This is a genomic window from Rheinheimera sp. F8, assembly GCF_001518915.1.
Window position 1 is genome coordinate 1,761,741 of the sequence record NZ_CP013656.1, and the last position, 24,466, is coordinate 1,786,206.

Genomic DNA, 24,466 nt, shown 5'->3' on the forward strand with positions numbered 1-24,466 from the left:
GTCCAAAGGATACATCAGGACAAACTGATACTGATTGAGTCATAAGGCCTATATTTAACAGCTTATATTCGCTTCCTGAGTTAGCAGCTATGCTCAACTTTCCGGTCCCCTATCCAAATGAGCTTATTTACAGCACAGTAGCTCGAACTGGCACTTATCTCGGTATATCTAGCCCTAAACAATTATTGGATGAGGTGTATGGTGATCGCAAGGTGATTGCCACCATGGATCTTCCTTGTCATCTGCAGGCTATTTCTAACCAGCTGAAAAGAACAGGCCGATATTCTGTTGATGAGCTGGTTTATCAGCACACGCTATTCCCACTGTATGCCCCTTTTGTTTCTGAAGAGCACAGGCTTAAGGCATTGAAGATGATGGCAGCAAGCTCGCAGGGGGCTGTCCACTTAATGCTTGGTGTTGCGGCTTCCCGAGTTAAATCAGTAAATGGGTTCCGCTATTGTGCTGCTTGTTTACAGCAGCAACTAAAGACGCACGGGGAATGTTTCTGGTTGCGTGAGTGGTATTTTCCTGGTCTTGTCGTTTGTCCTGATCACGGTCCATTAACTTTGCTATCTGAAAACATAGGCGATCATCGGCATTTATTTTTACCCTTGCAACAAGCTATCGGTAAAACACAAAGCAGCGCTGACGTAGGTTCTGAGCAGATGGTGCTTGCCTGTTTATCTCGAGAGCTAATTCAGTTGTCCCCGGAGGTATCGCCATCATTTGAACAGTGGACAAAGTTTTATCATAGTCTGGCTGCTGATTTTGGGTTCTCCAGAGGCAAACAAGTTTTGCACGGCCTGGTATATGAGCGTATCCAGCAACAATTCTCTGTTCGAGCCTTGTCTGAGCTTTATCTGCACGGACCTATTAGTGAAAGCTTTTGGCTGAGATCGATGTTTCGGAAGCACCGTAAGGCCTTTAGTTATCTGGAGCATTTAATTGTATGGGCAGCTCTGTTACCTGGAATGACTCCTGCTGAAATTCTCAACCAGGTGCGGAAATTGGGTGGCAAGGTTTGGCCTGCATTGGATGTGACTTGTACTGCTGAGACTCCAACTGTGGTCGATACGCAAAAACGTGAAACCTGGCAGACATTGGCTCTGGAACGTGGGACTAAAGCTGCAAGAAAGGTAGGTCTTGGGGGCGCTTTATACGCTTGGCTATACCGAAATGACAAAGCCTGGCTTATGGAATTTAACAAGCAACACAAACTGCCAAGAGATTTGCCGAGTCTTAAAGTCGACTGGCATCGACGAGAGCTGGCCGCGATTAGACAGTTGCGTAAGCTGCTTGCAGATACTGAACCGCATTATACCGGCCCGAGGTTTTCCGCTAACTACCTTTTAGCTCGCTTACCAAATCGAAGCACGATAGAAAAAAATCTTGATAAATTACCGCTGGTTAGGATGTATTTACAGCGGTACACTGAAACTATTACCGAATATCAGTTAAGGCGATTAGCTAATACTTGTTTTGGGCTTTACCAAAACTCCGGACTATTGAAAAAATGGGTTGTACTGCGTAAAGCAGGATTGAGCAAAGAGCGGCTGACACCAGATACTAAAAGGGTGCTGAAAGAATTGCAGTTGTTTTGACAGGAGTTGGCTTGACGAAAATCAAAGGATTTGGCGACGATTCATTAGTGGTACATATCGGTGACTTTTTCCGCTACAACAATGTGGCTGACTGGTCGCTTGCCTTGTGGTGTCGTCCTATTCAAGACAAAAAGCATACGCGTTTGGCAAATATCCCTGTTATCAGTCGGGGAAAGTTGATTAACAGCCAAAAACGACAATCTCGCCGTGTGGATCGAGTGTTCACTTTCAAACCTGGTTATCAGATTTCTGCTAGCACCTTGTCCGCGTTTCCAGAATTAAGCGCTTTCCAATCGGTCAGAGATAAAGAGGGCATTCAGAACGCATTCTGTTTTGATGGCGGAAAAGGTGATTTGGTTGTATTACCGCAACTTGAACTCGCGCGAGCCATTTTTCTGGTGAACTCTTATCTATGTCGCGCTTGTCTTAGCAGTGCAACCTTACAATTAGAGTTTGATGTACAGCCGTATCCGGATCGAAACCATGTTGACATCCATGTGCTGAAAACAAGCACTTTTCCCAAAAGTGCTTTTAATCAAAGCGGCACCAAGCGATTACTAGCATGGCTACTCACTGACCCCACAGCAATGGCGTCCTACCAAAGTATTTACCGTCATTATCAGTTAAATCGGGAGCTGAAAGGGGCGCTGGAGAGTTGGCGTTTTAGTTTTGAACCACCACCAATGACCAATTGGCAACTTCATGTCAGGGGAAGGTACAACACAAGTAAAAGTCATTATTTAATCGAAGAAATCATCGGTATCGTGTTTGATGTTGATATTCCAGACCGCGTTGCATTTATTAATTCTGCCTTTGTTAAAAAAGAGCAAAATGAGGAAGGTGTCCGTGCTGGCTCTGGCGGTGTGAACTGGCAAGACAGTGCTGAGGAGTTTGAGGTCGATGACGAAGAATCCGCCTCTGACCAAAACGAAACCTTAGTTTTAGAGGGGGATTTATCCTGGGTCAGTTTCACCAAGCCATTTGATGTCTACAAACAAGAGAATGTAAAAGACAGCAGTAAGCTAATTGTGGACGAGCTTACTGATAAGGAAGCTGGTCGGGAGGTTAGTACAGATGAACCTTACCAAGGCGGCACTTTGCCTGCCGCAGATGTTGGTGGAAAACAGGATATAACCGATCGGGAGCGACAGTTTGCCAGTCGCTTTAAAAGCTTTGATCACATGCTGCAGGTGTTAGTCACAAAGTACAAATGTTCAATATTGCAGCAAGAAACCCAGTCTCTGCCAAAAGTAGGTCGCAGCAAACAACATCAGCTTGAGGATGGTTCTCCTCGGGCTATTAAAGCCGTCAGGATTCGTTATAAAGCAACTGAGGCTGTACTACTGGAAGTAGATACTTCTGATGGAATTAAGATGCTTTCAACCAAAGTGCTATTTGGCTCTGAACTGCAGGATTGGATTGACCATTTCCTGCAGATCCGCAAGGGGGTTGTCGCAAAATCAATTAGCTGGCCAAATGAGTTATTGGATAGCCTGTTTGGCGAGCGTAACCACGTTGGCATCAACCATCCGAAGCATCAGGGTGCTGAGGCTGGGAATATTCCATTAGAGTCTATTGAAAGCTGGGCGTTGAGGTTTCTTCAAAATCTGTGATCGACTTCGAATTACTGTTATTTATGACCGCATCTATCATCGTATGCAGAGCTTTACGCAGAGTTGCGTATTCTGAGCCTTTTAATTTTTGAATCTTAAGAAGTAACTCCGTTGTTGCTGGACAATGTTCCGTGGCAAGTCCTTCCCTGTGAATGATATTCATGCAGTGAATAATTGATTCCGCTGATGGAGCTATCTGTCCTCGGAGGTACTTCGATACCTGAGACTGATTTTTCCCTATTAACTCACCGAACTCTTCCTGTGATTTCCTTGTTAATTCAAAGGCTTGTTTGAAAATTGAAGTTGATGACTCGTTGTTTTTGATATTCATTTCTTTTGAGCCCAATAATTCAATAACGCTATAGAATTCATGTTGAAATTGAATTATAATTTGAAAAGTTGTCGATTCGCAACAGCTTCGTTACACTTAAATCCCGACGGTGCGAAGCAATAAAAATAATGACTAAGCTGAAGGCACTCAGGAGAGCAAATGGCACGTTCTGATTTAGTTTTGAATCTGGTTAAAAACGGAATTAGAGGTGATATTCCAAGATTCAAAATGACCGTCGAAGCAATCGCAGCTGACGCATCTGCCCGGCATCACCATAGTTTTGCCGAGCGAGTGCGTACTTTATTGTCTGAAGCTGATTCATTCGGCCCAGACTTCTCTGGTTCACCTTCATTCCTCGATAGTTCCGATGCTAATGCCCGAAATGTCTTTTTTGAGTTGCGCGCTGAAAAAACGATAGATGACTTGGTGCTGCCTGACGATTTGCGCGAGCAGTGCACAGAGCTTTTCGAAGAGCACGCCAGAAAAGATCTACTTCGGTCTTATGGTGTTGAGCCCAGACATAAAATTCTGCTTTTTGGCGCTCCGGGAAATGGTAAAACCTCATTGGCGGAAGCCATTGCAAATCACTTGATGTTGCCTTTTTACGTTGTGAGCTATGAGGGCATTTTCAGCAAGTATTTAGGTGAAACTGCGCAAAAGCTTGACGCTCTGTTTGATTTGGTCAGAAGTCGGCGCTGTGTTTTATTCTTTGATGAATTTGATGCAATAGGGAAAGAGCGTGAAGACGAGAATGACAATGGTGAGGCCAAGCGAGTTGTTAACGCTTTGCTGAAACAAATCGATAACTTGCCGAGTCATGTAGTTGTGATTGCGGCTACAAACCATCAGTCTATGTTAGACAAGGCTATGTGGCGTCGTTTCCAAATTCAGTTAAGCATACCTAAGCCAGATCAGAAAATGGCTGAGCAATGGTTATCTTTGTTCCAACAGAGAACTATTCAGGATATGGGCGTCCCTTTAGCTGAGATTGCAAACGTGATGAGTGGCTTTAGTTTCGCTGAGCTTGAATCCTTTGCACTAGAGGTAAGAAGGAAATTTATATTATCTCTGCCAATGAGTGAGCGTAATGTTTCTGAAATTACAATGAAGGTTCTTGAGCGTTGGAAAAATAAGTACAAACCGCAATAAAAAGGTGATAGCTTGATGTAAGCTAAGTTCATTATGTTGTTGAAAGCATATGGATAAACACCCTCATTTAATATTTCCTCCTCCATTTAATGGAACGCCACCAAAACCTCCGCGTGGTGGCCCAACCATTCATAAACCAGGCGCAGCTCAGCAATATCAACGATTTGATGAGCGATTCAAAGAACTCAATCAGCAGTTTGCTGAATTTTCTGCTTTGAAACAAAGTACAGATGGGTTAGTACCTGAAAGAGTATTGGTTTTAGAGGTGATCGGTAGCATCGCTAATTTTGAGAAAGCCATAAGGAATGTTCCCGGCTTTGAGTTTCTATTAAGCACTGTCGGTGATGAGGTTGAAGATGAATTTGTCTATCTTTTAGATGATGATGGAAAACGCATTGACTCAACAACTACCTTGTACATAACCATGAGCAACCGACAAGGTCTGGCTAAACTTCTTAGTATATGGACTGAATACAAAGATAGCGGACATATTCCCCGAGGCTTAGCCAAACTCCGCGATGCATTTCTACAGTTGCATGACTTAAGGTTCTGGAACTCTTCTGACAGAATTAAAAATACAGGTCTTTTAGACGATTGGTACTACCGATTGCAGTATGATTCTGCTGAGTTCATTCCTTTTGAGGCTGAGCTTTGGTTCAGAGAAAGCCCTTCCCATCGTCAACAAGTTGAAGGTCGCATAAAAAAGCTTATCCAGGACTGCGGTGGCGTTTTTGTTAATCGATACGTTTTTGAGGAAATCCGATATCACGGGGTATTAGGCCGCATCCCGAGGCAGCATGCTCAATCAATAATTGACTGCCTTACAGAGAATGATCTAATCAGGTGTGACGATACTATGTTTTTCAGGCCTGTTGGACAATGTTCAGCAGGTGTCAGTGATGACTTCGGTGAAGATCAACCTCAATTAAATTTCCCGGAAATAGAAGATGACTATCTGACAGATGATACCTTACCAGTACTAGCTCTTTTTGACGGATATCCCTTTACAAACCATGTGGCACTAAAAGACCGATTAATAGTTGACGACCCCGACCAATTAGAGAGTCGTTACTTTAACTCTGGCGAACAGAGCCATGGTACTGAAATGGCATCACTTATTCTGCATGGTGATATGGGGAATGAAACAGGTTATCAACCCTATACGCGTAAAGTTTATGTCAGACCAATTATGGCTCCTTCGGACACATTTGTTGTAAGTCGAAGGCGGCAGGAAACAATACCTGAAGATATGCTGCCTTTGGATTTGATTCACCGAGCAGTTAAGCGCTTATTTGAACCTGAAGACGGATTCTCTGCCGCTGCGCCTTCGATAAAGGTTATCAACTTATCTGTCGGTGACATGTTCCGTTTGTTTGACACAGAAATGAGTCCTTGGGCGAAAATGCTCGACTGGTTATCGTATAAATACAACGTACTCTTTGTTGTTAGTGCGGGTAACCACAACAAGCGTATTGTTCTTAAAGGTATTTCTGAGGATGCGTTCAAGTGTTTAAGTGATTATGACCGTGAGCGCCTCATACTTTCTGCACTTCATCAAGACAGGCATAGCCAGAGAATGATGTCGCCGGCTGAATCGATCAATGCGATTACAGTAAAGGGCTATCACTTCGACAACTATAGCGGTGACATTCATCCCAATCTTATTGATCCACTTGTGACACCTTATATGGTTAGTCCATTTAGCCCAATTACTTTGGGTAAAAATTTTTCAGTAAAACCTGAGTTGATGATGCCTGGTGGTCGCCAGATGTACACAAACAGGACTTATTCGCAAAATCAGCCCGTAGAATTGATTCCGCGTGCAGCGAGCTCACTCGGACCTGGGCAGAAAGTGGCTTGTGTGGGGCCTCATCCAGCAGATATAACTCGTTATCATTTTACGACCGGTACAAGTAATGCAGCAGCGCTAGCGACGAGAAGGCTTGGCTTTTTGTATGAAACATTAACGTCGCTGAAATCAGATGCAACAGCAAGAGCTGCTTTATCAAAAGCTCCAGACGCAGTCATTATGAAGGCTATGCTTATTCACGGAGCCCAGTTTTATCCGGAACCCAAAATTCAACTAACAGAACTGTTTAAAACCGAAGAGAAGACAAATACTTTTAAATCGGATTTAAACCAGTTTCTAGGTTTTGGGGTAGTAGATGAAGATCGTATTCATTCATGCAACGATCAGCAAGCAACTATGCTGTATACCAATGAGCTGGAGCATGAAGGCTGCCATGTTTACCAGTTTCCGCTTCCATTATGTTTAAACGCTACCAACGTAAATCGACGAGTCATTGTTACCTTAGCGTGGTTTGCTCCAACCAACCCTGCATCAATCAAGTACAACGGAGCCAAGCTTTGGGTTAGTGGTGCAAATAAACAAGATCTTCAGGTGCCTGAAGGCGATTACTATCACTCTCATACTCAAAATGGGACTGCATTTCATGCTGTATATGCAGGAAAAAAAGTGTCAGATCTCTCAGTCGGAGATTTGCTAACAATCCAGGTGAATTGCAGAGAGAGGGCTGGAGTGACTGGAAAGTCAATTAAATATGCGTTGATGGTAACTGTAGATGCTCCAGGGAGTAAGTTACCTATATATAGCCAAGTTAAGACGCGTTTAGAAGCAGTAGTTAAACAGCAATTGAGCATTCTATAAAACCAGATATTCAATGTTGCCTATTAATCAAATGATTATACAAAATTAGACTCTATTAGGTGAGTCCGTAATCCCCCCGCTCCTTGCTTTGCAGGCTCGGGGTAAATGATAAGAGAGAGCTAAACTGATGACTGAAATGGATTTTACACTGCTAGCCGAAGAGTCTCTGACAACCCTTACGGAAATTGCTGATACCGCCAATGCTAAACTTATAACTCAACGAGTGCACACTGACAGTTTTGCCGCTGGTAATACACTAACCGGTGGCAATGCATTTCGTAATCTGAGTAGCATTCAGCAAAGTCAACACGAAGCTTTGCAAACGTTGGCCACCGAACCAGCTATTGTCCGCTTGGTTCTAGAGGATGACGAAGATAAGCAACGCGTCATTTATATTGCCCGAAATAGCAACTTATCCCTGCCATCTAAAACTGAGTTCGCCAGTTACCGCTCTCCCCTTGGTCGATTAGCGGAGATTTTCCCTGGGGATGAATCAACAGTGACGGTTGATGGCCAACAAAAAAAATTCGTGGTCATCGAGAAAATCACCTATCGCCCTAAGCACGATACAAGGGGGTGGGATTCTGACCACACTATCTATCGCCACTGGGATAAATCTCCTTATACCATCGATTCATTAAGAGCTTTGTTAATATCTGAAGGGCTGGATAATGCAGATGAACTAGACCTTTTACTCGAACAATTCGATGCGAAAAGTGGAGTTGTTGCAGGTATTCGTCATCAGATTCGAACAGCAATGAATTTGCGCGATCAACCGATTTTGGATCAGTTCCAAGGAGAGATTTTTCGTCTGCCTTTGGATAGTCAGTTGATTATATTGGGCCCTCCAGGTACAGGCAAAACGACTACTCTGATCAAACGTTTGGGTCAAAAGCTAGATTTTGAATATCTTGAAAGCGATGAACGACATATTGCTGAATCGGGGAGTCGATTACGTCCACATGCTAGCAATTGGTTGATGTTCACCCCCTCGGAGTTGCTTAAGCATTATTTGAAGGAGGCCTTTAGCAGGGAGCAAGTGCCTGCGTCAGACTCGCATATTCGTACATGGGGGAGCTTTCGTAATGACATTGCTCGCAACACTCTCTCGATTTTGCGGAGCGCTAATAGTGGCCGTTTTACATTAAAACCCGATATGGTGTCCGTCTCTAATGCTGTAATAGAGGACTCGACCACTTGGTTTGAGGCATTTAGTCAGTTTCATGAGCAGCGGTTGAGTCAGCAGCTTGTGGATGGCCGGGACATTGTGGCCGCAGCCGCTTCAGAGTCTGAGCAACAGCTACTTCAACTATTGGATGGCGTTACCTCAAGCATTGATCGCCAATCACTCGTTAGTATTTACCGTTTTCTCAATGAAAAAGAAAGTACGCTAAAACAAGCTTTGGCTGACTCGAAAACGGTAGCAGATGAGCTTATAAAAAAAGAACGTAGCCGGCTGTATAACCGCGATAAGCTGGTATTTGAGCGCTTGGCAAACTATTTAGAGGGTCTACAACAAGAAGATGAACCGGATGATGAAGAAGCGTTTGATGATGATGAGCCAGAGATTTCTATTGCACAGAGCCAGTCGGCATTGCAGATTGGTGTAAAAGCATACATTACAGCGATTAAAGCACTCGCTCGGACCCGATATTTAAAGCGTAGTCTATCGAAAGGGTCTCGCTCAAATGCTGTTGTACAATTTCTAGGCGAGTTATTGCCTCCCAAAGAGGTGTTGGTGGAAATAGGTCGGCATATCAGTTTGCAAAACGGCTTGCGACGATTTGTTAGCAGTCACAAGCACTACGTCACCGATATTCCAAGCAGCTATCAAAGCTTTCGCAAAGATAAAGTGATTGCAGATGATTTCTATATCGAAGCGCAATACAACCGAGAGCATTTATCAAATATTGAGTTAGATGCCATTATTTTGCTGACGTTGAAAAATGCTCGCAAAGTGCTGATGCAATCCTATGCGAGTAAGGCGATTGAGGAACCAAGGTTTGGCTATTTGATGAACATCGCTGAACTATTCCGTACCCAGGTGATGGTTGACGAAGCGACTGACTTCTCTATGTTGGAACTTGCTTGCATGGCCAATTTAACCAGTTTAGAAAGTCGATCGTTTTTCGCTTGTGGTGATTTTAATCAGCGTATTACGTCAACTGGCATTCGCCGGCAAGAACAGCTTCGCTGGGCTTTGCCATCGATCACTGTTAAGCCTGTTCAAACTATCTATCGGCAGAGCCGAAAACTGAATGCCTTTGCTGAATCGCTGTTGCGATTACAAGGTGGTGATTTATGTACCTTAGGTCAAATACCTGACGAGAGTACTCATGATGGAGTAAGCCCTGTATTAAAAGAGTTTGCCGGGCAAGAAAACGGAGTTCAATGGATGGCTGAGCGGATTAAAGAAGTAGAGAGGTCTGTAAGGTTATTGCCAACCATTGCCGTACTGGTAAATGCAGAGCATGAGGTAAAGCCAATGGCAGAAAAACTGTCTCAATACCTTGAGGAAGTGAATCTCAGTGCTGTTGCATGTGAGGAGGGTAAGGCATTAGGTGAAGGTACCGATGTGCGAGTGTTTGATATCAAGCATATTAAGGGATTGGAGTTTGAGGCAGTTTTCTTTGCGGGTGTCGACAATCTAGCTCGGGATAAACCTGATCTTTTTGATCGTTATCTGTATGTGGGTGCAACCCGCGCAGCAACCTATCTAGGGTTGGTATGTCACGGTGAATTGCCAGAAAAGCTGCAACCACTCAAAGATTGCTTTGACTCAACTTGGTGAGTTTGAACTTATTTGTGCCTAGTGTTTTTTTAGAATTATTTTGTCATTTACTTTTAGATCGCAAAAAGTGTGAATGAGCTTTTGTTTTTAACTATTTTGTTATTTTTTTGCCAAGTGAGCTTCTGAAGTATGGGTTAAGTCAGCATTTTTTTAGATCTGTTTTGTCACCCCACATTAATAGCAAAGGCTCCGCGAAACCGGAGCCTTTTTTATTTTTGGGCTGCAAAACATAAAAATCAGATTTTCCTGAGGAGCTGCCATCTATCAGGTGCATCGGCGCGGTAAAGGTCAAAATCAAGGTTATCTCTGGCTACTGCAAAGCACAGCGGGCGGAAACACCACGTCGTACAACCAATGATAGAAGTAGCCATACACCAGATAAAACAGCATAAAGCCCAAGTCGAGTAACAGCGCATCGAACATGGACATCTGCAGATACCATGCAGTCAAAGGTAAAATGGCGATGAGCAGACCACTTTCGAACCCCACCGCATGCCAAATCCGTTCCGGCTGCGTTTTACAGGTTCTACTGCGCGGTGCCAGGTAATATCGGTCAAATAATTGATTAAACTGATAATTCCACCAGGTTGCCAGCAGCGACATCAGCACGGCGAGCCAGCCAAGTTCTGTGGCTGATTTGTTCAGGATCAGGCTGCCGATTGGGATCAGCAGCAACAGGCCAATCACTTCAAAACCTATCGCCATGCGCAGTCTGTCGGCGGTGGAACGGCCTGTGTTAACTGGCGTTGGTTCAGATGATTGATTCATCAAAGTGCTCCACAAAACAATGATGACGCCAATGTATCTGCTAATATCCAGATTACTAAGTTAGATAACATCTGAAAAACAGATACATGAATCTGCAACAACTTGAAACTTTGTTAGCGGTAGTCAGCACCGGCTCATTTTCTGCGGCAGCCCGTAAGCTTGGTAAAGCGCAGTCAGCAGTCAGCACTGCCATCAGTGATCTGGAGATTGATTTAGATCTGCAGCTGTTTGATCGCAGTGGTCGCTACCCTAAGCTCACCGACGCTGGTGTGCAGATCCTGCAGCAGGCAAAACTGGTGCATATGCAATGCAACCAGCTGAAAGAGCTGGCCGTTGATCTGGCGGCTGGTACCGAAACCAATTTACGCCTGGCGGTTGATGATGAAGGGCAGCTGCCCTGGTTAGCCCCGATTTTGGCGGAGCTGGCGCAGACTTTTCCGAAACTGGAAGTGCAGATTATGTTTCCGTTGCTGGAGGATTTAACCCAATTGTTAGCCGACGGCACGGCCGATTTAGGCATCTGCTTCCAGCCGCAGTCAGCTTCAGAGCAATTCTTACGCTGGCCACTGCAGCAGTTGCGCTTTGTCGCGGCAGTGTCGGTACAGCATCCGCTGGCCCAACTCGATATCGTCTCGCCGGCAGACTTGCAGCAATACCGCCAACTGATGGTCGCGGGGCGTGGCAAAAGTGCAGAAAAACAACGGGGCCGATTGTCTGGCCAGGTCTGGTGGCTGGAAGGGGATATCGCGGTTTTGGCGATGGTTGAGCAAGGCATCGGCTGGGCCTGGTTGCCGGCACATGTGCTTGAACCCCGCCATCTGCAAGGCAACATGAAAGTGCTGTCGGTGCAGGATGCAGGCACGCAGATGCTGCCCGTACAGCTTGAGCTGTGGCAACATCGCAGCAAAACGCCTGGTCCGGCAGCTTTGTGGTTAAGGCGCAGATTATTGTCTGTCTAGCGGTGTGCAGCACTGCTTCGCCAGAACTGAATAAATCACAACCCAGACAACGTCATGGCTGCAGTGCACAACCGCAGCCTTTGCTATGTCAGATGTTTACTTCGGTTTTTTCGGTTGGATTGGCGTGTATTGGCTGGATACCAGTTGCCAGCGCCCCTCGATCTCAGTGCTGACAAATTGCACACGAAGGTCGCGGGTTCTGCTGGCTTTTAAGAAATGGTAAGTCAGTTTAGCTGTGCTCAGCACCAGGCCTGGTTGCAGAGTCTGGCTTTGCCACTCGCTGAGTTCAGCCCTAACATCCGGCGAATTACCTTTGGCGGATGCCGGGTAAAAACCAATAACCCGGGCTCTGGAATCCACTTCGCCGATTGGCGAAATTTCCTGATAAGTCGGCGCCAACAGCTTCTCCAGTGCCGCGCCATCAAAAGTAACAGTTGCCTGTACATATTGGGTCGCAGCCTGTTCGGCAAGTTGCGATGGAGTAGGACCTGCCGCATTGGCCGCAGACGGAAAACAAAACATCAGTAAAGCTGCAACAGCAGGTGAAGTGATAGTGGAGTGACGCATAAATGTCCTTCATGGTTAATCAGTCAGCGCTGTAATGGTGCGAAGCGATACAGACCTAAACCAGTAGAAAAATGTCAGGCAGGTAAAATTTACTTACAGTCACAGGAAACAAGCCTTGGTTTACTGCCGTGTTGCCCTGACAGCAAAGGGTTGCCGGCTGTTGGTGACAGATACGGCTTGCTACAAATGATCTGAACCTGCGGCTGCGCGGTTTTTCGTCGGCTTGTTGCCATCCGGATTCTGGTGCTAAGGTAAGGCCAAAGCATATTTCAGGGACGTTACAGCATGTGGGCACTGCTTGGATTTATCGCCGGTTATAGCCTGGGGGTGCTGGAAGGCGAGACTATCATTGGTGCCGTATTGGGGCTTGCGCTCGGTCTGGCATTAGATGCCTGGCGCAAAGCGGCTGCACTGGAAGCACAGCTCTTGGCATTACAGCAGCAGGTAAAGCAGCTGGGTCAGCAAACACCGCAGCGGTCTGTAATTTGTGCGACAGGAATTATTGAGACCGCCGAACTTCGGGCGCAAATGCCGTCTGCCCCGACAGACGCCGAACCAGCAGACAGTCGGACCACGTCAGACTCGGCTGGCGCTGAACCGCTTTATTCTGCTGCTAAAGCCGCCATAACCAGCAATGCTGCAGATCCCTGGCGTTCGCCACCACAAGTTAATGCTCCCGCTATGCCCTGGTTGCAGCCTTTGCTGCAGCTGTTTCGTCAGGTCAGCCCGCTGGTTTTGGCCGGCCTCACCGTATTGTTTTTAGGCCTGAGTTTTCTCGCCACTTATTTCGCCCATCAAGGCTTGTTGTCGATGGAATTGCGCCTTGGTTTTATCGGCTGTTGTGGCGCCGGTCTGGTTGGCGTTGGCTGGTGGAAACGGCGCCGGCTTGGTAACAATGCGGCTCTGCTGCAGGGCGCCGGTTTTGCTGTGGTCTACCTGACCTTGTTTGCCGCCTGCAAATATTACCCGATGATTGGCACTTCTACCGCCTTTGCGCTGATGTTGCTGACAGTGCTCGCGGGTAGTGGCCTGGCGCTGCTGCAGCAATCCCAGGCACTGGCGATTTTGGCTACCGCCGGTGGTTTTTTAGTGCCACTGCTGACGTCAGACGGCTCGAACCGTTTTGTCGGGCTGTTCAGCTATTATCTGTTGCTCAATAGCGGTGTGTTGCTACTGGCCTGGTACCGGCAATGGCGCTGGCTGAACTGGACAGGATTTGTTGCGACTTTTGGTATTGCGCTGGCCTGGCAGCTGGTCAATTACCACAGCAGCGACTATGCGCTGGTGCAACCGTTTTTCGCCGTTTATTTCCTGATGTACCTGTTGATTGGTTATCGTTTTACGCTACGCCAGGGCCATCAGAGCCGCGGTTTTATTGATGGTAGTCTGGTGTTTGGTTTGCCGCTCCTATCTTTTAGCCAGCAACTGTTGCTGACGAACCATTTTAGCCAGGGCGATAGCGTGAGTGCGGCAGTGTATGCGTTGGTGTATGGCGCCATGTATCTGCTGGTGCGCCGGCAACAGCGTGACGATTTACGCCGTTTTGGCCAGATCCAGCTTGGCTTTGCGCTGCTGTTTGGTTCTCTGGTACTGCCAATGTCGCAGGGCGCCAGCTGGACGGCGTTTGGTTGGGCCTTAGAAGCGGCCGGTTTATGCTGGCTGGGGTTTTTACAGCAAAGCCGCGCCAGCCGCGCCGGTGCTTATCTGCTGATGGCGGGGGCGCTGGTCGCTTTTGCCAGTGAATTGCCGGTACAGACCGGCAGCTGGTGGTTGGTGCAGGGCGACTTTATCAATATTCTGGTGCTGGCTGTTTCGTTGTTGTGGTTGTCGGTGAGCAGCGACCGCAAGCCGGCGGCGACCCGGTTATTGCCTGGTGAAAACGGGTTAGTGCTGCTGTGGGGCTTGCTTGGTTGGCTCTTCTGGCATCTGGCGTTTTTTGCCGAACTGGATGGTCATCTGGCGCAGCCCTTCGCGGCGCAAATCGCGGCAGCGGCGTTGTCGTTATTGCTGGCGTCCGCACTGTATCAGCGCTGGCCGTTGCCGACGTTGCAGCGTTTTGGCTGGTGGTTATTGCCGCTGCTTAGCTGCTGGTATGGCGCCGAGTTTTACGCAGAATTGCGGCACGACAGCTGGCAGCCGGTGTTGTCGCTGGCCGGTATTGCTGCGCTCAGTCTGGTGCTGGTCAGTCATTACCGCTGGCTGCGCCAGACTCAGGTCAGCAAGCCATTGTATTTGCTGGCGATGCCCTGGCTGGTTGGCGTTTTGATGGTGTGGCAGGCGCGGTATCTGACGAACAGCTGGCAATTGGACAATCAGCAGATGCTGGGGCTGTTCTTTATTGCAGTCGCGGTCCCGATGTTGTTATGCCTGTGGTTATCGGTGCAGCAGCGCTGGCCGCATCCGGCAGCGCCTGCGCTGTTTTTAACACGGTTGCCTTTGCCCTGGCTTGCTGGCTTGGTGTTGCTATGGGGCTGGAGTCTGGTTGAGCCGGCCACTGGTTATCCATTGCTGAACTGCCCGGATGTAGTGATGCTCGGTGCAGTGATAGTCGCAGCGTTGCAATGGCGGGCGATACAGCGTGTTTTGACGTTAACAGCGCGGGCCGCGCAGCTCATGGCGGCGTTCACTTTTATTAGTGCCACAGTGCTTTTGGTGCGCGCCATTGCGCTGCTGCTGCAGTTGCCGTGGCAATTTGACCCGCTGTGGCAGAGCAGCGAAGTGCAGCTTGGACTATCCGTCGGCTGGACGCTGCTGGCATTAGTGTTGATGCTGCGCGGTCATCTGCTGGCGCACCGGCTGCGCTGGCAGGCCGGCGCCACCTTGTTGGCGGTAGTGCTGGTGAAGCTGTTTCTGGTCGATTTGGCCGATGCCGGTTCACTGAGCCGGATCGTGTCTTTTATCACAGTCGGTGGCCTGACCGTGTTGATTGGCATTAAAGCACCGATGCCGAAGGGGAGCGGCAATGCGTAAAACAGCTCAGCAACATGGTTTTAGCGATTTCATCGTCTACGTTGACGAGAGTGGAGACCATGGAATCACTGCGATTGATAAGGAATATCCGGTCTTTGTTCTGGCCTTTTGTATATTTTATAAAGGACATTATCTCCATAACGTCGTTCCACAGCTGCAACAGCTGAAACTTGATTATTTCGGTCATGATCTGGTTATTTTGCACGAACATGAGATCCGAAAGGAAAAAGGTGATTTTACCAGCTTTAAAAACCGGGAAGAGAAGCTCCAATTTCTGACCCGTTTAACTGACATTATTGAACGAAGCAATTTTATTCTGGCGTCCTGTGTCATTGAAAAGAATAAAGTTCGAAGCCCGATAGAGATTGGTAACTTGTACCACGTAGCGTTAAAACACTGCCTGGAAACACTATACGACTTGATGATAGAAAAGAATCAGCAGCAGCTTTTAACACATGTGATTGTTGAACGACGTGGACAAAAAGAAGATAACGAGTTGGAACTTGAGTTTCGTCGGATCTGTGATGGTGAAAACAAATATCAGCACCAACTTCCATTTAAAATTCGAATGGCGGCAAAAGCATCCAACTCAGCAGGTCTGCAATTGGCAGATTTGGTAGCCCGACCAATCGGCAGACACGTCCTTAATCTACAACAATTGAATCGTGCATTTGATATTCTCAAATCAAAGTTCTATTGCGAAGGTGGGCGATGTGCCGTTGGGGAAGGTTTTGACCAATGGGGTTTGAAGCATTTTCCTTGAAAACTAAGCTCGGACACAGCAGTTTTCCCGGCCCCAGATAGCGAAAAACCCCGATGATACTCACCGAGGTTATGACGCCGACCGGGTACTCCCAATCCACTTGCTAGGCAGTGTAGCGGATCGCTTGCTCAATTTTCAATAATTTTTCATCAGCCAATGCCGCCCTGCCGGTTGCAGGCTCTCGCGACCATTTTAATGGCTACTCCACTCAATACGACAAACGGAATAACGTCTTACTTCCTGTGATTTGCCTGTTGGTACCAAAAAAATCGTTGATCTTTTCATCAGCTGAAACTATGCTCAGTAGCATGCCTTGTATTGCATGGTATTGTTTAATACATGGTATAGCCGATACCCAGGTCCAATACAGGTGAAAAATGAACTCAACCGAAGCTCTGATGGAAAAATGGGAAGTGCAGCTGCGTAAAGGCACGCTGGAGCTGGCCATTCTGGCGGCGCTGCAGCAGCGCACTTTATATGGGCTGGAACTACTGAAATTGTTGCAAAGCCTGCCGTCGACGACGATCAGCGAAGGTACTTTGTATCCGCTGCTGGACCGGCTGAAACGCGACGAACTGGTCGATGCGCAGTGGGTGCAGGAAGGCGAGACCCGACCGCGTAAGTACTACCAGCTAACCCCTCTTGGCAACAAAAAGCTCACCGATCTGACCCGGCTCTGGCGCCAGTCTGTCAGCGATATTGAATGGCTGCTGACCAACCCGGGCCCGCAACCGCTACCGAATACAGGAGTCTGAGATGTCTGCAGCTGAATTGCACAATAACGAGATGATCCATCGTTATCTCAATGATTTACGTCGTTATTTATCCCGGCTTGCGCCGCATGAAACGCAGGAAGTGATCCGCGAAATTGAAAGCCATTTGTTTGATGTGCTGGAGCAGCAGACTGCCGCCGGCCAAACCGCAGACGTGGCAGAAATTCTGCGTGGCTTTGGCGAGGCGCGCCAGCTGGCGGCGTTGTATGTCGCCCATATCGAAGAAGGCGCGCCGCCGCCGCGTGGCTTCCGGGCTATTCAGCGGGTGAAAAAGACGGTAACCGCCAGTTTGTATTTCGCCATGGCGGTGTTCGGTTTCAGCACGGCGCTGAGTTTGTTATTTGTCGCCGGGGCGAAATTCCTGCTGCCAGGATCAGTCGGTGTCTGGTCTACACCGCACGGCAACAGCATCGTCGTGGGATTTGTTTCGGTGCCGCCGCTGGCAACGCCCGAGGTGATGGGCTGGTGGATAGTGCCGGTGGCGACATTGCTGGCAGCTGGAGTCGCCTTACTGACCCGTAAAGTGCTGCATGTGCTGAAGCAACATATGTGAGTGCAGGATTTAAAAGGAATTATTGATGAAACTGCTCTGGACTAATCTGAAACATTTCAGCTTCACCAGCCTTGTCCTGCTGGGTCTGGCGCTCGGCCTTGCGGTGGTATTTAGTATCGATATCGATTACGGCGACGACCGCCGGGCTTATAAAGTTGGCGGCGAAGGCCCGCATGTGTTTTTTGTCGGCGACCAGATGCAGCTGAATTTTATCCGCGGCGATGGTGAATCCGGCTTTTATCTCGAGCAACAAACAGTGCCGCTGACAGCCAAGGTACAGACGCAGGTGTATTTTCCACTGGAAGACAACCATTTTGCCCTGACGATTGATGGCAGCAGCCCGGACCGGGCGCCAGATGGCAGTTTTATCCCACCGCCGCTCCGTTATCAGGACAATGAACCCATTCTGGCCATTTCTGATATCGAAAGTGCCTACAAAACCCTGCGCGATTTTTTGCAGGCGCACCGGGTCATCGATGCAAATCTGAACTGGACCTTTGGCAAGGGCCATCTGGTGTTACTCGGGGACATGACCGATCGCGGGCCTTCAACCACGCAAGTGTTATGGTTCATTTATCAGCTGGAACAGGCGGCGCGGGCTCAGGGCGGCACTGTGCATTACATCCTCGGTAATCATGAAATCAAAAACCTGCAGGGCAATTTTCAGGCCGCAGATAAAAAATACCAGTTTGTCGCGACAGTGCTGGGCAAGCAACAAATTGATTTATATGGCGATAACAGTCTGCTCGGTCGCTGGCTGGCCAGCAAAAATACCGCGGAACTGATCAATGGCCATTTGTTTGTGCACGGCGGCTTACATCCTAAGCTGGCAACACGGAATTATTCGCTGGAAGATATGAATACCATAGTCCGGGCAAACTATCGCACAGCTTTTTATCCAAAGAAAAATGCCGCAGCCAGCGACCTGTTGTTATCGACCCGCGACGGCCCGTCCTGGTATCGCGGTTATTTCGACGCGGATTTAACTCAAACCGAAGTGGAAAAAACGCTGACCGCCTTTGATGCCAGTGCAGTAGTGGTGGGTCATACGCCGCAGCGCCGGGTACACAGCTTGTTTAACGGCAAAGTGCTGGCGATTAACGTGCGCCAGCCGCGCGACTATCGTGGCAGCATCCCGCCGCGCAGCAGCGAGGGCCTGCTGATCCGTGACGGCCAGTATTTCCGCTTGCTGGCAGACGGCAGTGCCGATCCGTTATAAGCCTGCCGGCCGCTTTATCCTGCGGTAATTCTCCTTGCAATCAGCAGTGAATGCAGCTGCTGATTGCGCAATCATTGTATGAAAATCTCTGCTAATTCCTGACTGCACATCGTGTGATGATTAAAAAACAGCCAGTTTATCTGTCGTAGCGACGCTGTGCGAATAGCAGGTATTTATCGCAAATTTTGCAGAATGTTTCATAAAATGGTTGCGCTAACATTTTGTTGTAGGTAATTTAGCCGGACTCAGTAGCATGGCCTATGTGGTGCATTGCTGGTTCTGATAACTAAGTCAGATAAAGCAGGGCTTCAGCCGTATTGGGTACAGCCATACAAACAGATTGGCCGGCAGTTGCGCAAATTGGTTGCGCTGTCAGGCTGGCGACTCCACCGTCAACAGGATAGGTATCTAAACGTGAACAAATTCCCACTCCGCCCACTGGCGCTCTTTACCAGTCTGCTGCTGACCGGCACTTTACCGGCATTGGCGCAGGCACAAGAGTCAGAACAACAAACACAGGCCGGCGACAACGCCGAACGCGAGATTGAAGTTATATCCGTCACTGCGACCAAAAGGGTTACAACCTTGCGGGAAACGCCTTTGGCGGTGACAGCTTTTGACCAGAAAACCCTGGACGAAAACCACGTGCTGCAACTGGATGACCTGCAGGGCATAGTGCCGAGTCTGCAAATTGCCCAAAACGGCACACAGAACACGCCGATGGTCTACATCCGCGGTATTGGTTCTTCCGACCAGACTGAAAGTGGCGATCCGGCAGTGGCCTTCCACATTGACGGCGTTTATTCCGCCCGCTCGCAAGGCGCGTCCGCGCTGATGTTTGACTTAGAAGGCGCAGAAATTCTGCGTGGCCCGCAAGGCACTTTATTTGGCCGTAACGCCACCGGTGGTGTGGTGAATTTACATACTGCCAAAGCGCGGCTGGACGGTGTTGAAGGCAACGCTGAAGTGACGCTCGGTAACTATGACCGCAAAGCGGTGCGTGCAGCACTGAATATGCCACTCAGTGAAACCTTTGCGGTGCGTGTCGCTGCAGCGTCGGATCAGTCCGAAGGCGTGGTGGATTTCCTGCCGGGATCGGCGCTTGGTGATAAATATGGCTCGACTGATTTAGCCGCGGCGCGCATCAGCACTTTTTATCAGCCAGCCGACAATATTGACTGGACTTTCTCTTATGAAAATTTCACCGACAAAGGCACAGGCCAGATCCCAACACTGACTGGTGGCTCAGACCGCAGTTCTTATGTGCAGGAACCGGGTTACAACGATTTCCAGATTGACTCATTACGCACCCGTATCAACTACCGTTTTGATTCCGGCGTGGAAGCCTCTTATATCGGTGGTTATACCGATTCCAGCCGTGTCTCAGTGTGGGACCGCACCTGGAGCCTGACCAAATACGAGTGGGGCGGTTGTGTCGAATGTACACACGAAGCGGTCCAACACGAATTGCAGCTGAAAAATGCCGACGGCGAGCAGTTGCAGTGGATGGTCGGATATTTCTACTTCAAAGAAAATAACCTGACGCACTTTGACATTGTGCACCCGGGGAACGACTACGAAGGCGGTAAAACGCCAAATAAAAACCTCTGGTCCACATATCGCCAGCCAGACCGTGGTTTGTTGTCTAACAGCCTGTATGCACAAAGTACTTATCACCTGAATGACGACTGGCGCCTCAGTGCCGGCCTGCGTTACACCAAAGACGAACGCTGGGACCGTGGCGGCCGCAACATTATGTGTCCGGATGTCAAACGCACTGAAAATAAAGCACTGACGGTGTTCCCAAACAACGCAGCAGATCCGTCTAACCTGCTCGGTGGCCTGGCGCCGAATAAGTTCCTGGTACAACCGGGCCAATGCTGGGTCGATTCCTACAACGACACCAGCCCAGAATGGGATAAAACCACCGGCATGGCACGGCTGGAATATGACCTGAGCAGCGACATCATGATGTACGGCTCTTATGCCACCGGCTTTAAGTCCGGCACTATTCAGGATGGTGGCAGCTATAAAGGCACAGGCCCGTTTGACCAGGCCGCGCTGAATGCCATTATCGCCGCCAACAACGACGAAGCGGCCGGCACCAATGCTTATGTCGCGCCGGAAGAAAACCAGAGTATTGAGTTCGGTATGAAAGGCATGTTCTTTGACAAGAGCCTGCAGCTGTTCGCCACTTTATTCTCCACCGAATACACAGATCTGCAGGTGACCAGTAACGTGGTGACGGCAACAGGCGCTGATTTACTGCGTAAAACCAACGCCGGTAAAGCGACTATTAACGGTTTGGAGCTGGAAGGCCGGTATCTGGTGGGCAGTAATGGCGAGCTGAGTATGTCGGCATCTGTGCTGGACGCCAAGTATGATGAGTTCCTGACCACAGATTCTAAGTACGGTGCGGATGGCAAGCTGTTTAACCCGTCAGCCGGCGTGGCCAGTCAGCCAAACCTGCTGGATTTTAGTGGCAACAAATTGGTGCTGGCGCCGGAGTTCAGCGCATCGTTAAGTTATGAGCATCAGATTGGCCTGCGAAGTGGCGCGACGTTAAAACCGCGGGCTCGCTTAAGTTATTCCTCGGAAGTTTGGTTTGACCCGGCCAACCGCGGCGACAGACCGGCCGGCTTCCGTAATCTGCCATTTGCTGCTGATATCGACCGGCAGGATGCATACAGCAAACTGGACCTGAGCCTGAGCTACGAGCCGGTCAATGCCGACTGGAGCTTAGAAGCTTTTATCAACAACGTGTCAGACCGTGACATCAAGAGTGATCAGGGCCGCACGCATGGCGACCCGGTGCCAAATTATATGTGGCAGGCGCCACGTACTTTTGGCGTGCGCTTTAATGTCAGCTTTGACTAAACTGCGGTAATTTTGTCAGAAGACCGCAGGCCCGGCGAACTCCGCCGGGCCTTTTAACTCTCGTGTGACTTTTGCTCTGCCCTGTTTACCCGCTTTTTTGCATTGTCCTGCAATTCGTGTGAATACACCTGCCAGCTCGCTGGCAGTTTTTTTATCCGGTAAGTACCGTCTTTACCGCCATGGCATGCATTGTTCAGTAAGCCGCTGCTACGCCGTCGCGTCTGGAATCAGAGCCGGCGATATAACCTTTCTCTGCTTTCATCACGCCCTGGCCACCGCCAAAGATCAATCCGGGATTATTGCCATGAAAAAAGCCCTGCGCTGTCGCCATCACGGGGTTTTGCGGCGCATGGCCCATGCTATATAAACGCTCAACGGTGTTTGGTGAGATCGCTTGCTCAAAGCTCACTCTGTTGTCTTCCCAGTGCCGGAACCTCGGCGCATCGATGGCTTCCTGAATGTCCATATTAAACACCAGCATATTCAGCAGCACCTGCACATGCGCCTGCGGCTGCTGCGGCCCGCCAACAATGCCAAAACTCAGCCAGGGCTGTTGTTTCCCTTGCGCGTCTGTTTTGGTGACAAAGCCGGGAATAATAGTATGAAATGGCCGCCGGCCGGGCGCGACGGTATTGGCTCTGCCGGCTTGCGCCGATAATCCGACACCGCGGTTTTGCAGTGCAAAACCAGTGCCCGGCACCACAATGCCGGAACCAAAAGGGCCGGCGAGGCTATTAATAAAGGACACCATATTACCGTCTTTGTCTGCTGTGCTCAGGTATGTGGTATCGCTGGTCGTCAGCGAAGGTTCCGGATCAGCCCTGGTCATGGCCTTGCCGGCATCCAGAAAAGTCCGGCGCCTAGCGATCACTTCGTCGGACAATAACTGTTCAGGCTTTATCTGCATAAAAGCAGGGTCACCAACAAAATGCTCCAAATCAGCGTAGGCCAGTTTTTTTGCTTCAATCAAATGGTGCAGATAGTCGGCAGAATTGTGCTGCATGGCAGCCAAATCATAAGGCTCTAAAATCTTCAGCATTTCTAAGGCGGCAATGCCCTGACCATTAGGCGGTAATTCCCACAACCGGTAGCCTTTATAGGAGACCGACATCGGCTCGACCCATTCGGCGCTGTAATTGGCAAAATCCGCTGCGGTTAAAAAGCCGCCCAGCGCCTGCACACCGGCGGCAATCTTTTCACCTAATGGCCCGCCATACAGTGCTTGTGGCCCTTCGGCAGCGATGAGCTTCAGCGAATTAGCATAATCGGGGTTGGTAAACCATTCACCGGCGGCAGGCGTGCGTTTGCCATCGATGAGAAAGGTGGCGCGGGCGCCCGGGTCCCAATTGATTTGTCCTTCAAACAAAGCCCACTCGTTGGCTGTGGCTTTGGACACCGGAAAACCCTGTTCAGCCAGCGCGATGGCCGGCGCCAGCGCCTCGGCCAGGGTCAAGGTGCCATGGGCTTCCAGCAGTTTGGCCCAACCGGATAAAGCACCGGGGAGTGTTATCGACAGTGGGCCTTCACCGGGAATGCGTCCACGTTTGGCAATGGCGTCAAAAGTCATCAAAGCGCCGGCATGGCCACTGCCATTAATGCCGACCAGCCGCTGCTCTTTTTCCAGCCAAACCATGGCATACATGTCGCCACCGATGCCGGTCATATAAGGCTCGACCACACTTAATACCGCAGCGGCAGTCACTGCCGCATCCACCGCATTGCCGCCGTGCTGCAGCACCGCTAAACCAGCCTGACTGGCCAGTGGCTGACTGGTGCTGACCACGCCGTTGGGCGCATAGACCGCCTTTTCGTGGAATTGTTCTGTCGGCGTACCTAAGCCTGCGCGGAAGGAAAAACCGGCGACAATGGCCGCAATGGCGACCACAGTGGCAATTGCCAGCGTCCAGAGTAAAAATCGTTTCAGTCCATCGATCATGTTTAATTTCCAAATGGTTTACATTCAGCGATATAGTAAAGCCATCACTGAGCATGTTATTGCACGATATTGCGCTGCCAACAGCCCCTACATTCAGGAGTATCGCCCCCGATGAGGAAAAACCAGGGATGGGTCAAACGTGCCGCCGGGGAGACAGAGCGATTCGAAGCTTGTTTCAGCGGTCTGGCTTATGCGCCGCATCGTCACGATACTTATACACTGGCCTTAACGACATCCGGTGTGCAAAGTTTTCATTATCGCGGTGAACTGCGCCATTCATTGCCGGGCGAGGTAGTGATACTGCACCCTGACGAACTGCATGATGGTCAGGCCGGTACTGAAAGTCCGTTTGCCTATCGCGCCATCACTATTGATCCGGCCGAGGTGCAACAGGTTCTACAAGGCGCAAGTTTGCCGTTTTTGCCCGGCGGTGTATCCAAAGACCTGCATTTTGTCCGCATCGCCAGTGCGTTGTTAGCAGAGTTTAATCGACCACTGGAAATCTTAGAGCAGCAGGAGCTGATCTATTCATTTGCTTGCTGTTTGCAGCAAAACACCAGCAACAGCATCCGGCATACCAAAGCCAACTATCAGGCAATGAACCGGGTACGGCAATATATCGACGATATGATTGCCGTCGATGCCTGTATGCCTGCCGAGATCACGCTGGATGAACTGGCGGTGATTTCCCAATACAGTAAGTGGCAGGTCACCCGGGATTTCAGGGCACTGTACGGCACCACGCCTTACCGCTACGTGATCCTGAAACGGCTGCAGAAAGCGAAAACCCTGATAGAACGTGGCTTGCCGCTGGTTCAGGTCGCCATCTGTTGCGGCTTTACCGATCAGAGTCATCTGCACCGGCATTTTAAACAGTGTTTTGGCACTACTCCCAAGGTGTGGGCAGCCCTACAGCAGCAGTAAAAAA

General features: G+C 49.2%; 16 protein-coding genes. 13 read left to right on the forward strand and 3 right to left on the reverse strand.

Going from position 1 to position 24,466, the window contains the following annotated elements:
* Window positions 1-89: 89 nt before the first annotated feature.
* The 5 genes from ATY27_RS07955 (at window position 90) to ATY27_RS07980 (ending at window position 10,153) form a co-directional block, all read left to right on the forward strand.
* On the forward strand, window positions 90-1,601 hold the full coding sequence (locus ATY27_RS07955; RefSeq protein ID WP_208933068.1) for a TnsD family Tn7-like transposition protein: 1,512 nt from the start codon (window positions 90-92) through the stop codon (window positions 1,599-1,601).
* Window positions 1,602-1,612: 11 nt separating this feature from the next.
* Window positions 1,613-3,214, forward strand: coding sequence for a Tn7-like element transposition protein TnsE (locus tag ATY27_RS07960; RefSeq protein ID WP_208933069.1), 1,602 nt, complete (start codon window positions 1,613-1,615; stop codon window positions 3,212-3,214).
* 490 nt (window positions 3,215-3,704) lie between these two features.
* On the forward strand, window positions 3,705-4,694 hold the full coding sequence (locus ATY27_RS07970) for an ATP-binding protein (RefSeq protein ID WP_208933071.1): 990 nt from the start codon (window positions 3,705-3,707) through the stop codon (window positions 4,692-4,694).
* A 49-nt stretch (window positions 4,695-4,743) separates the two neighbouring features.
* Window positions 4,744-7,362, forward strand: a complete 2,619-nt coding sequence (locus tag ATY27_RS07975) for a S8 family peptidase (RefSeq protein ID WP_208933072.1) — start codon at window positions 4,744-4,746, stop codon at window positions 7,360-7,362.
* Window positions 7,363-7,489: 127 nt separating this feature from the next.
* Window positions 7,490-10,153 (forward strand): ATP-binding domain-containing protein, encoded by a 2,664-nt coding sequence (locus ATY27_RS07980; protein ID WP_208933073.1) that lies wholly within the window; start codon window positions 7,490-7,492, stop codon window positions 10,151-10,153.
* Window positions 10,154-10,453: 300 nt separating this feature from the next.
* Here the strand turns inward: ATY27_RS07980 and ATY27_RS07985 are convergent, their stop codons facing one another.
* Window positions 10,454-10,921: a PACE efflux transporter gene (locus ATY27_RS07985; protein ID WP_208933074.1), complete on the reverse strand. Its 468-nt coding sequence runs from the start codon at window positions 10,919-10,921 to the stop codon at window positions 10,454-10,456.
* Window positions 10,922-11,007: 86 nt separating this feature from the next.
* Between ATY27_RS07985 and ATY27_RS07990 the strand changes: the two genes are divergently transcribed.
* Window positions 11,008-11,880, forward strand: coding sequence for a LysR family transcriptional regulator (locus tag ATY27_RS07990; RefSeq protein ID WP_208933075.1), 873 nt, complete (start codon window positions 11,008-11,010; stop codon window positions 11,878-11,880).
* 96 nt (window positions 11,881-11,976) lie between these two features.
* Here the strand turns inward: ATY27_RS07990 and ATY27_RS07995 are convergent, their stop codons facing one another.
* Window positions 11,977-12,447, reverse strand: a complete 471-nt coding sequence (locus ATY27_RS07995) for a nuclear transport factor 2 family protein (protein WP_208933076.1) — start codon at window positions 12,445-12,447, stop codon at window positions 11,977-11,979.
* A 285-nt stretch (window positions 12,448-12,732) separates the two neighbouring features.
* Between ATY27_RS07995 and ATY27_RS08000 the strand changes: the two genes are divergently transcribed.
* From ATY27_RS08000 to ATY27_RS08025, 6 genes are all read left to right on the forward strand, one after another.
* Entirely contained in the window at window positions 12,733-15,417 is a 2,685-nt protein-coding gene (locus ATY27_RS08000) for a DUF2339 domain-containing protein (RefSeq protein WP_208933077.1), read from the forward strand.
* Entirely contained in the window at window positions 15,410-16,180 is a 771-nt protein-coding gene (locus ATY27_RS08005; RefSeq protein ID WP_208933078.1) for a DUF3800 domain-containing protein, read from the forward strand. The genes ATY27_RS08000 and ATY27_RS08005 overlap by 8 nt, the downstream gene beginning before the upstream one ends.
* A 377-nt stretch (window positions 16,181-16,557) precedes the next feature.
* The gene (locus tag ATY27_RS08010; protein WP_208933079.1) at window positions 16,558-16,935 is read left to right on the forward strand and encodes a PadR family transcriptional regulator; all 378 of its coding nucleotides are present in this window, start codon (window positions 16,558-16,560) and stop codon (window positions 16,933-16,935) included.
* Window position 16,936: 1 nt separating this feature from the next.
* On the forward strand, window positions 16,937-17,506 hold the full coding sequence (locus tag ATY27_RS08015) for a hypothetical protein (RefSeq protein ID WP_208933080.1): 570 nt from the start codon (window positions 16,937-16,939) through the stop codon (window positions 17,504-17,506).
* Between the two features lie 25 nt (window positions 17,507-17,531).
* Complete coding sequence (locus tag ATY27_RS08020; protein WP_208933081.1) at window positions 17,532-18,725, forward strand: metallophosphoesterase; 1,194 nt, start codon at window positions 17,532-17,534, stop codon at window positions 18,723-18,725.
* 414 nt (window positions 18,726-19,139) lie between these two features.
* On the forward strand, window positions 19,140-21,602 hold the full coding sequence (locus ATY27_RS08025) for a TonB-dependent receptor (RefSeq protein ID WP_208933082.1): 2,463 nt from the start codon (window positions 19,140-19,142) through the stop codon (window positions 21,600-21,602).
* Window positions 21,603-21,795: 193 nt separating this feature from the next.
* Here ATY27_RS08025 and ggt read toward each other — a convergent pair whose 3' ends face one another.
* On the reverse strand, window positions 21,796-23,538 hold the full coding sequence (gene ggt / locus ATY27_RS08030; RefSeq protein ID WP_208933083.1) for a gamma-glutamyltransferase: 1,743 nt from the start codon (window positions 23,536-23,538) through the stop codon (window positions 21,796-21,798).
* Window positions 23,539-23,649: 111 nt separating this feature from the next.
* On the opposite strand from ggt, the gene ATY27_RS08035 reads away from it, so the two are divergent.
* Window positions 23,650-24,462, forward strand: a complete 813-nt coding sequence (locus tag ATY27_RS08035; protein ID WP_208933084.1) for an AraC family transcriptional regulator — start codon at window positions 23,650-23,652, stop codon at window positions 24,460-24,462.
* The last annotated feature ends 4 nt before the right edge of the window (window positions 24,463-24,466 follow it).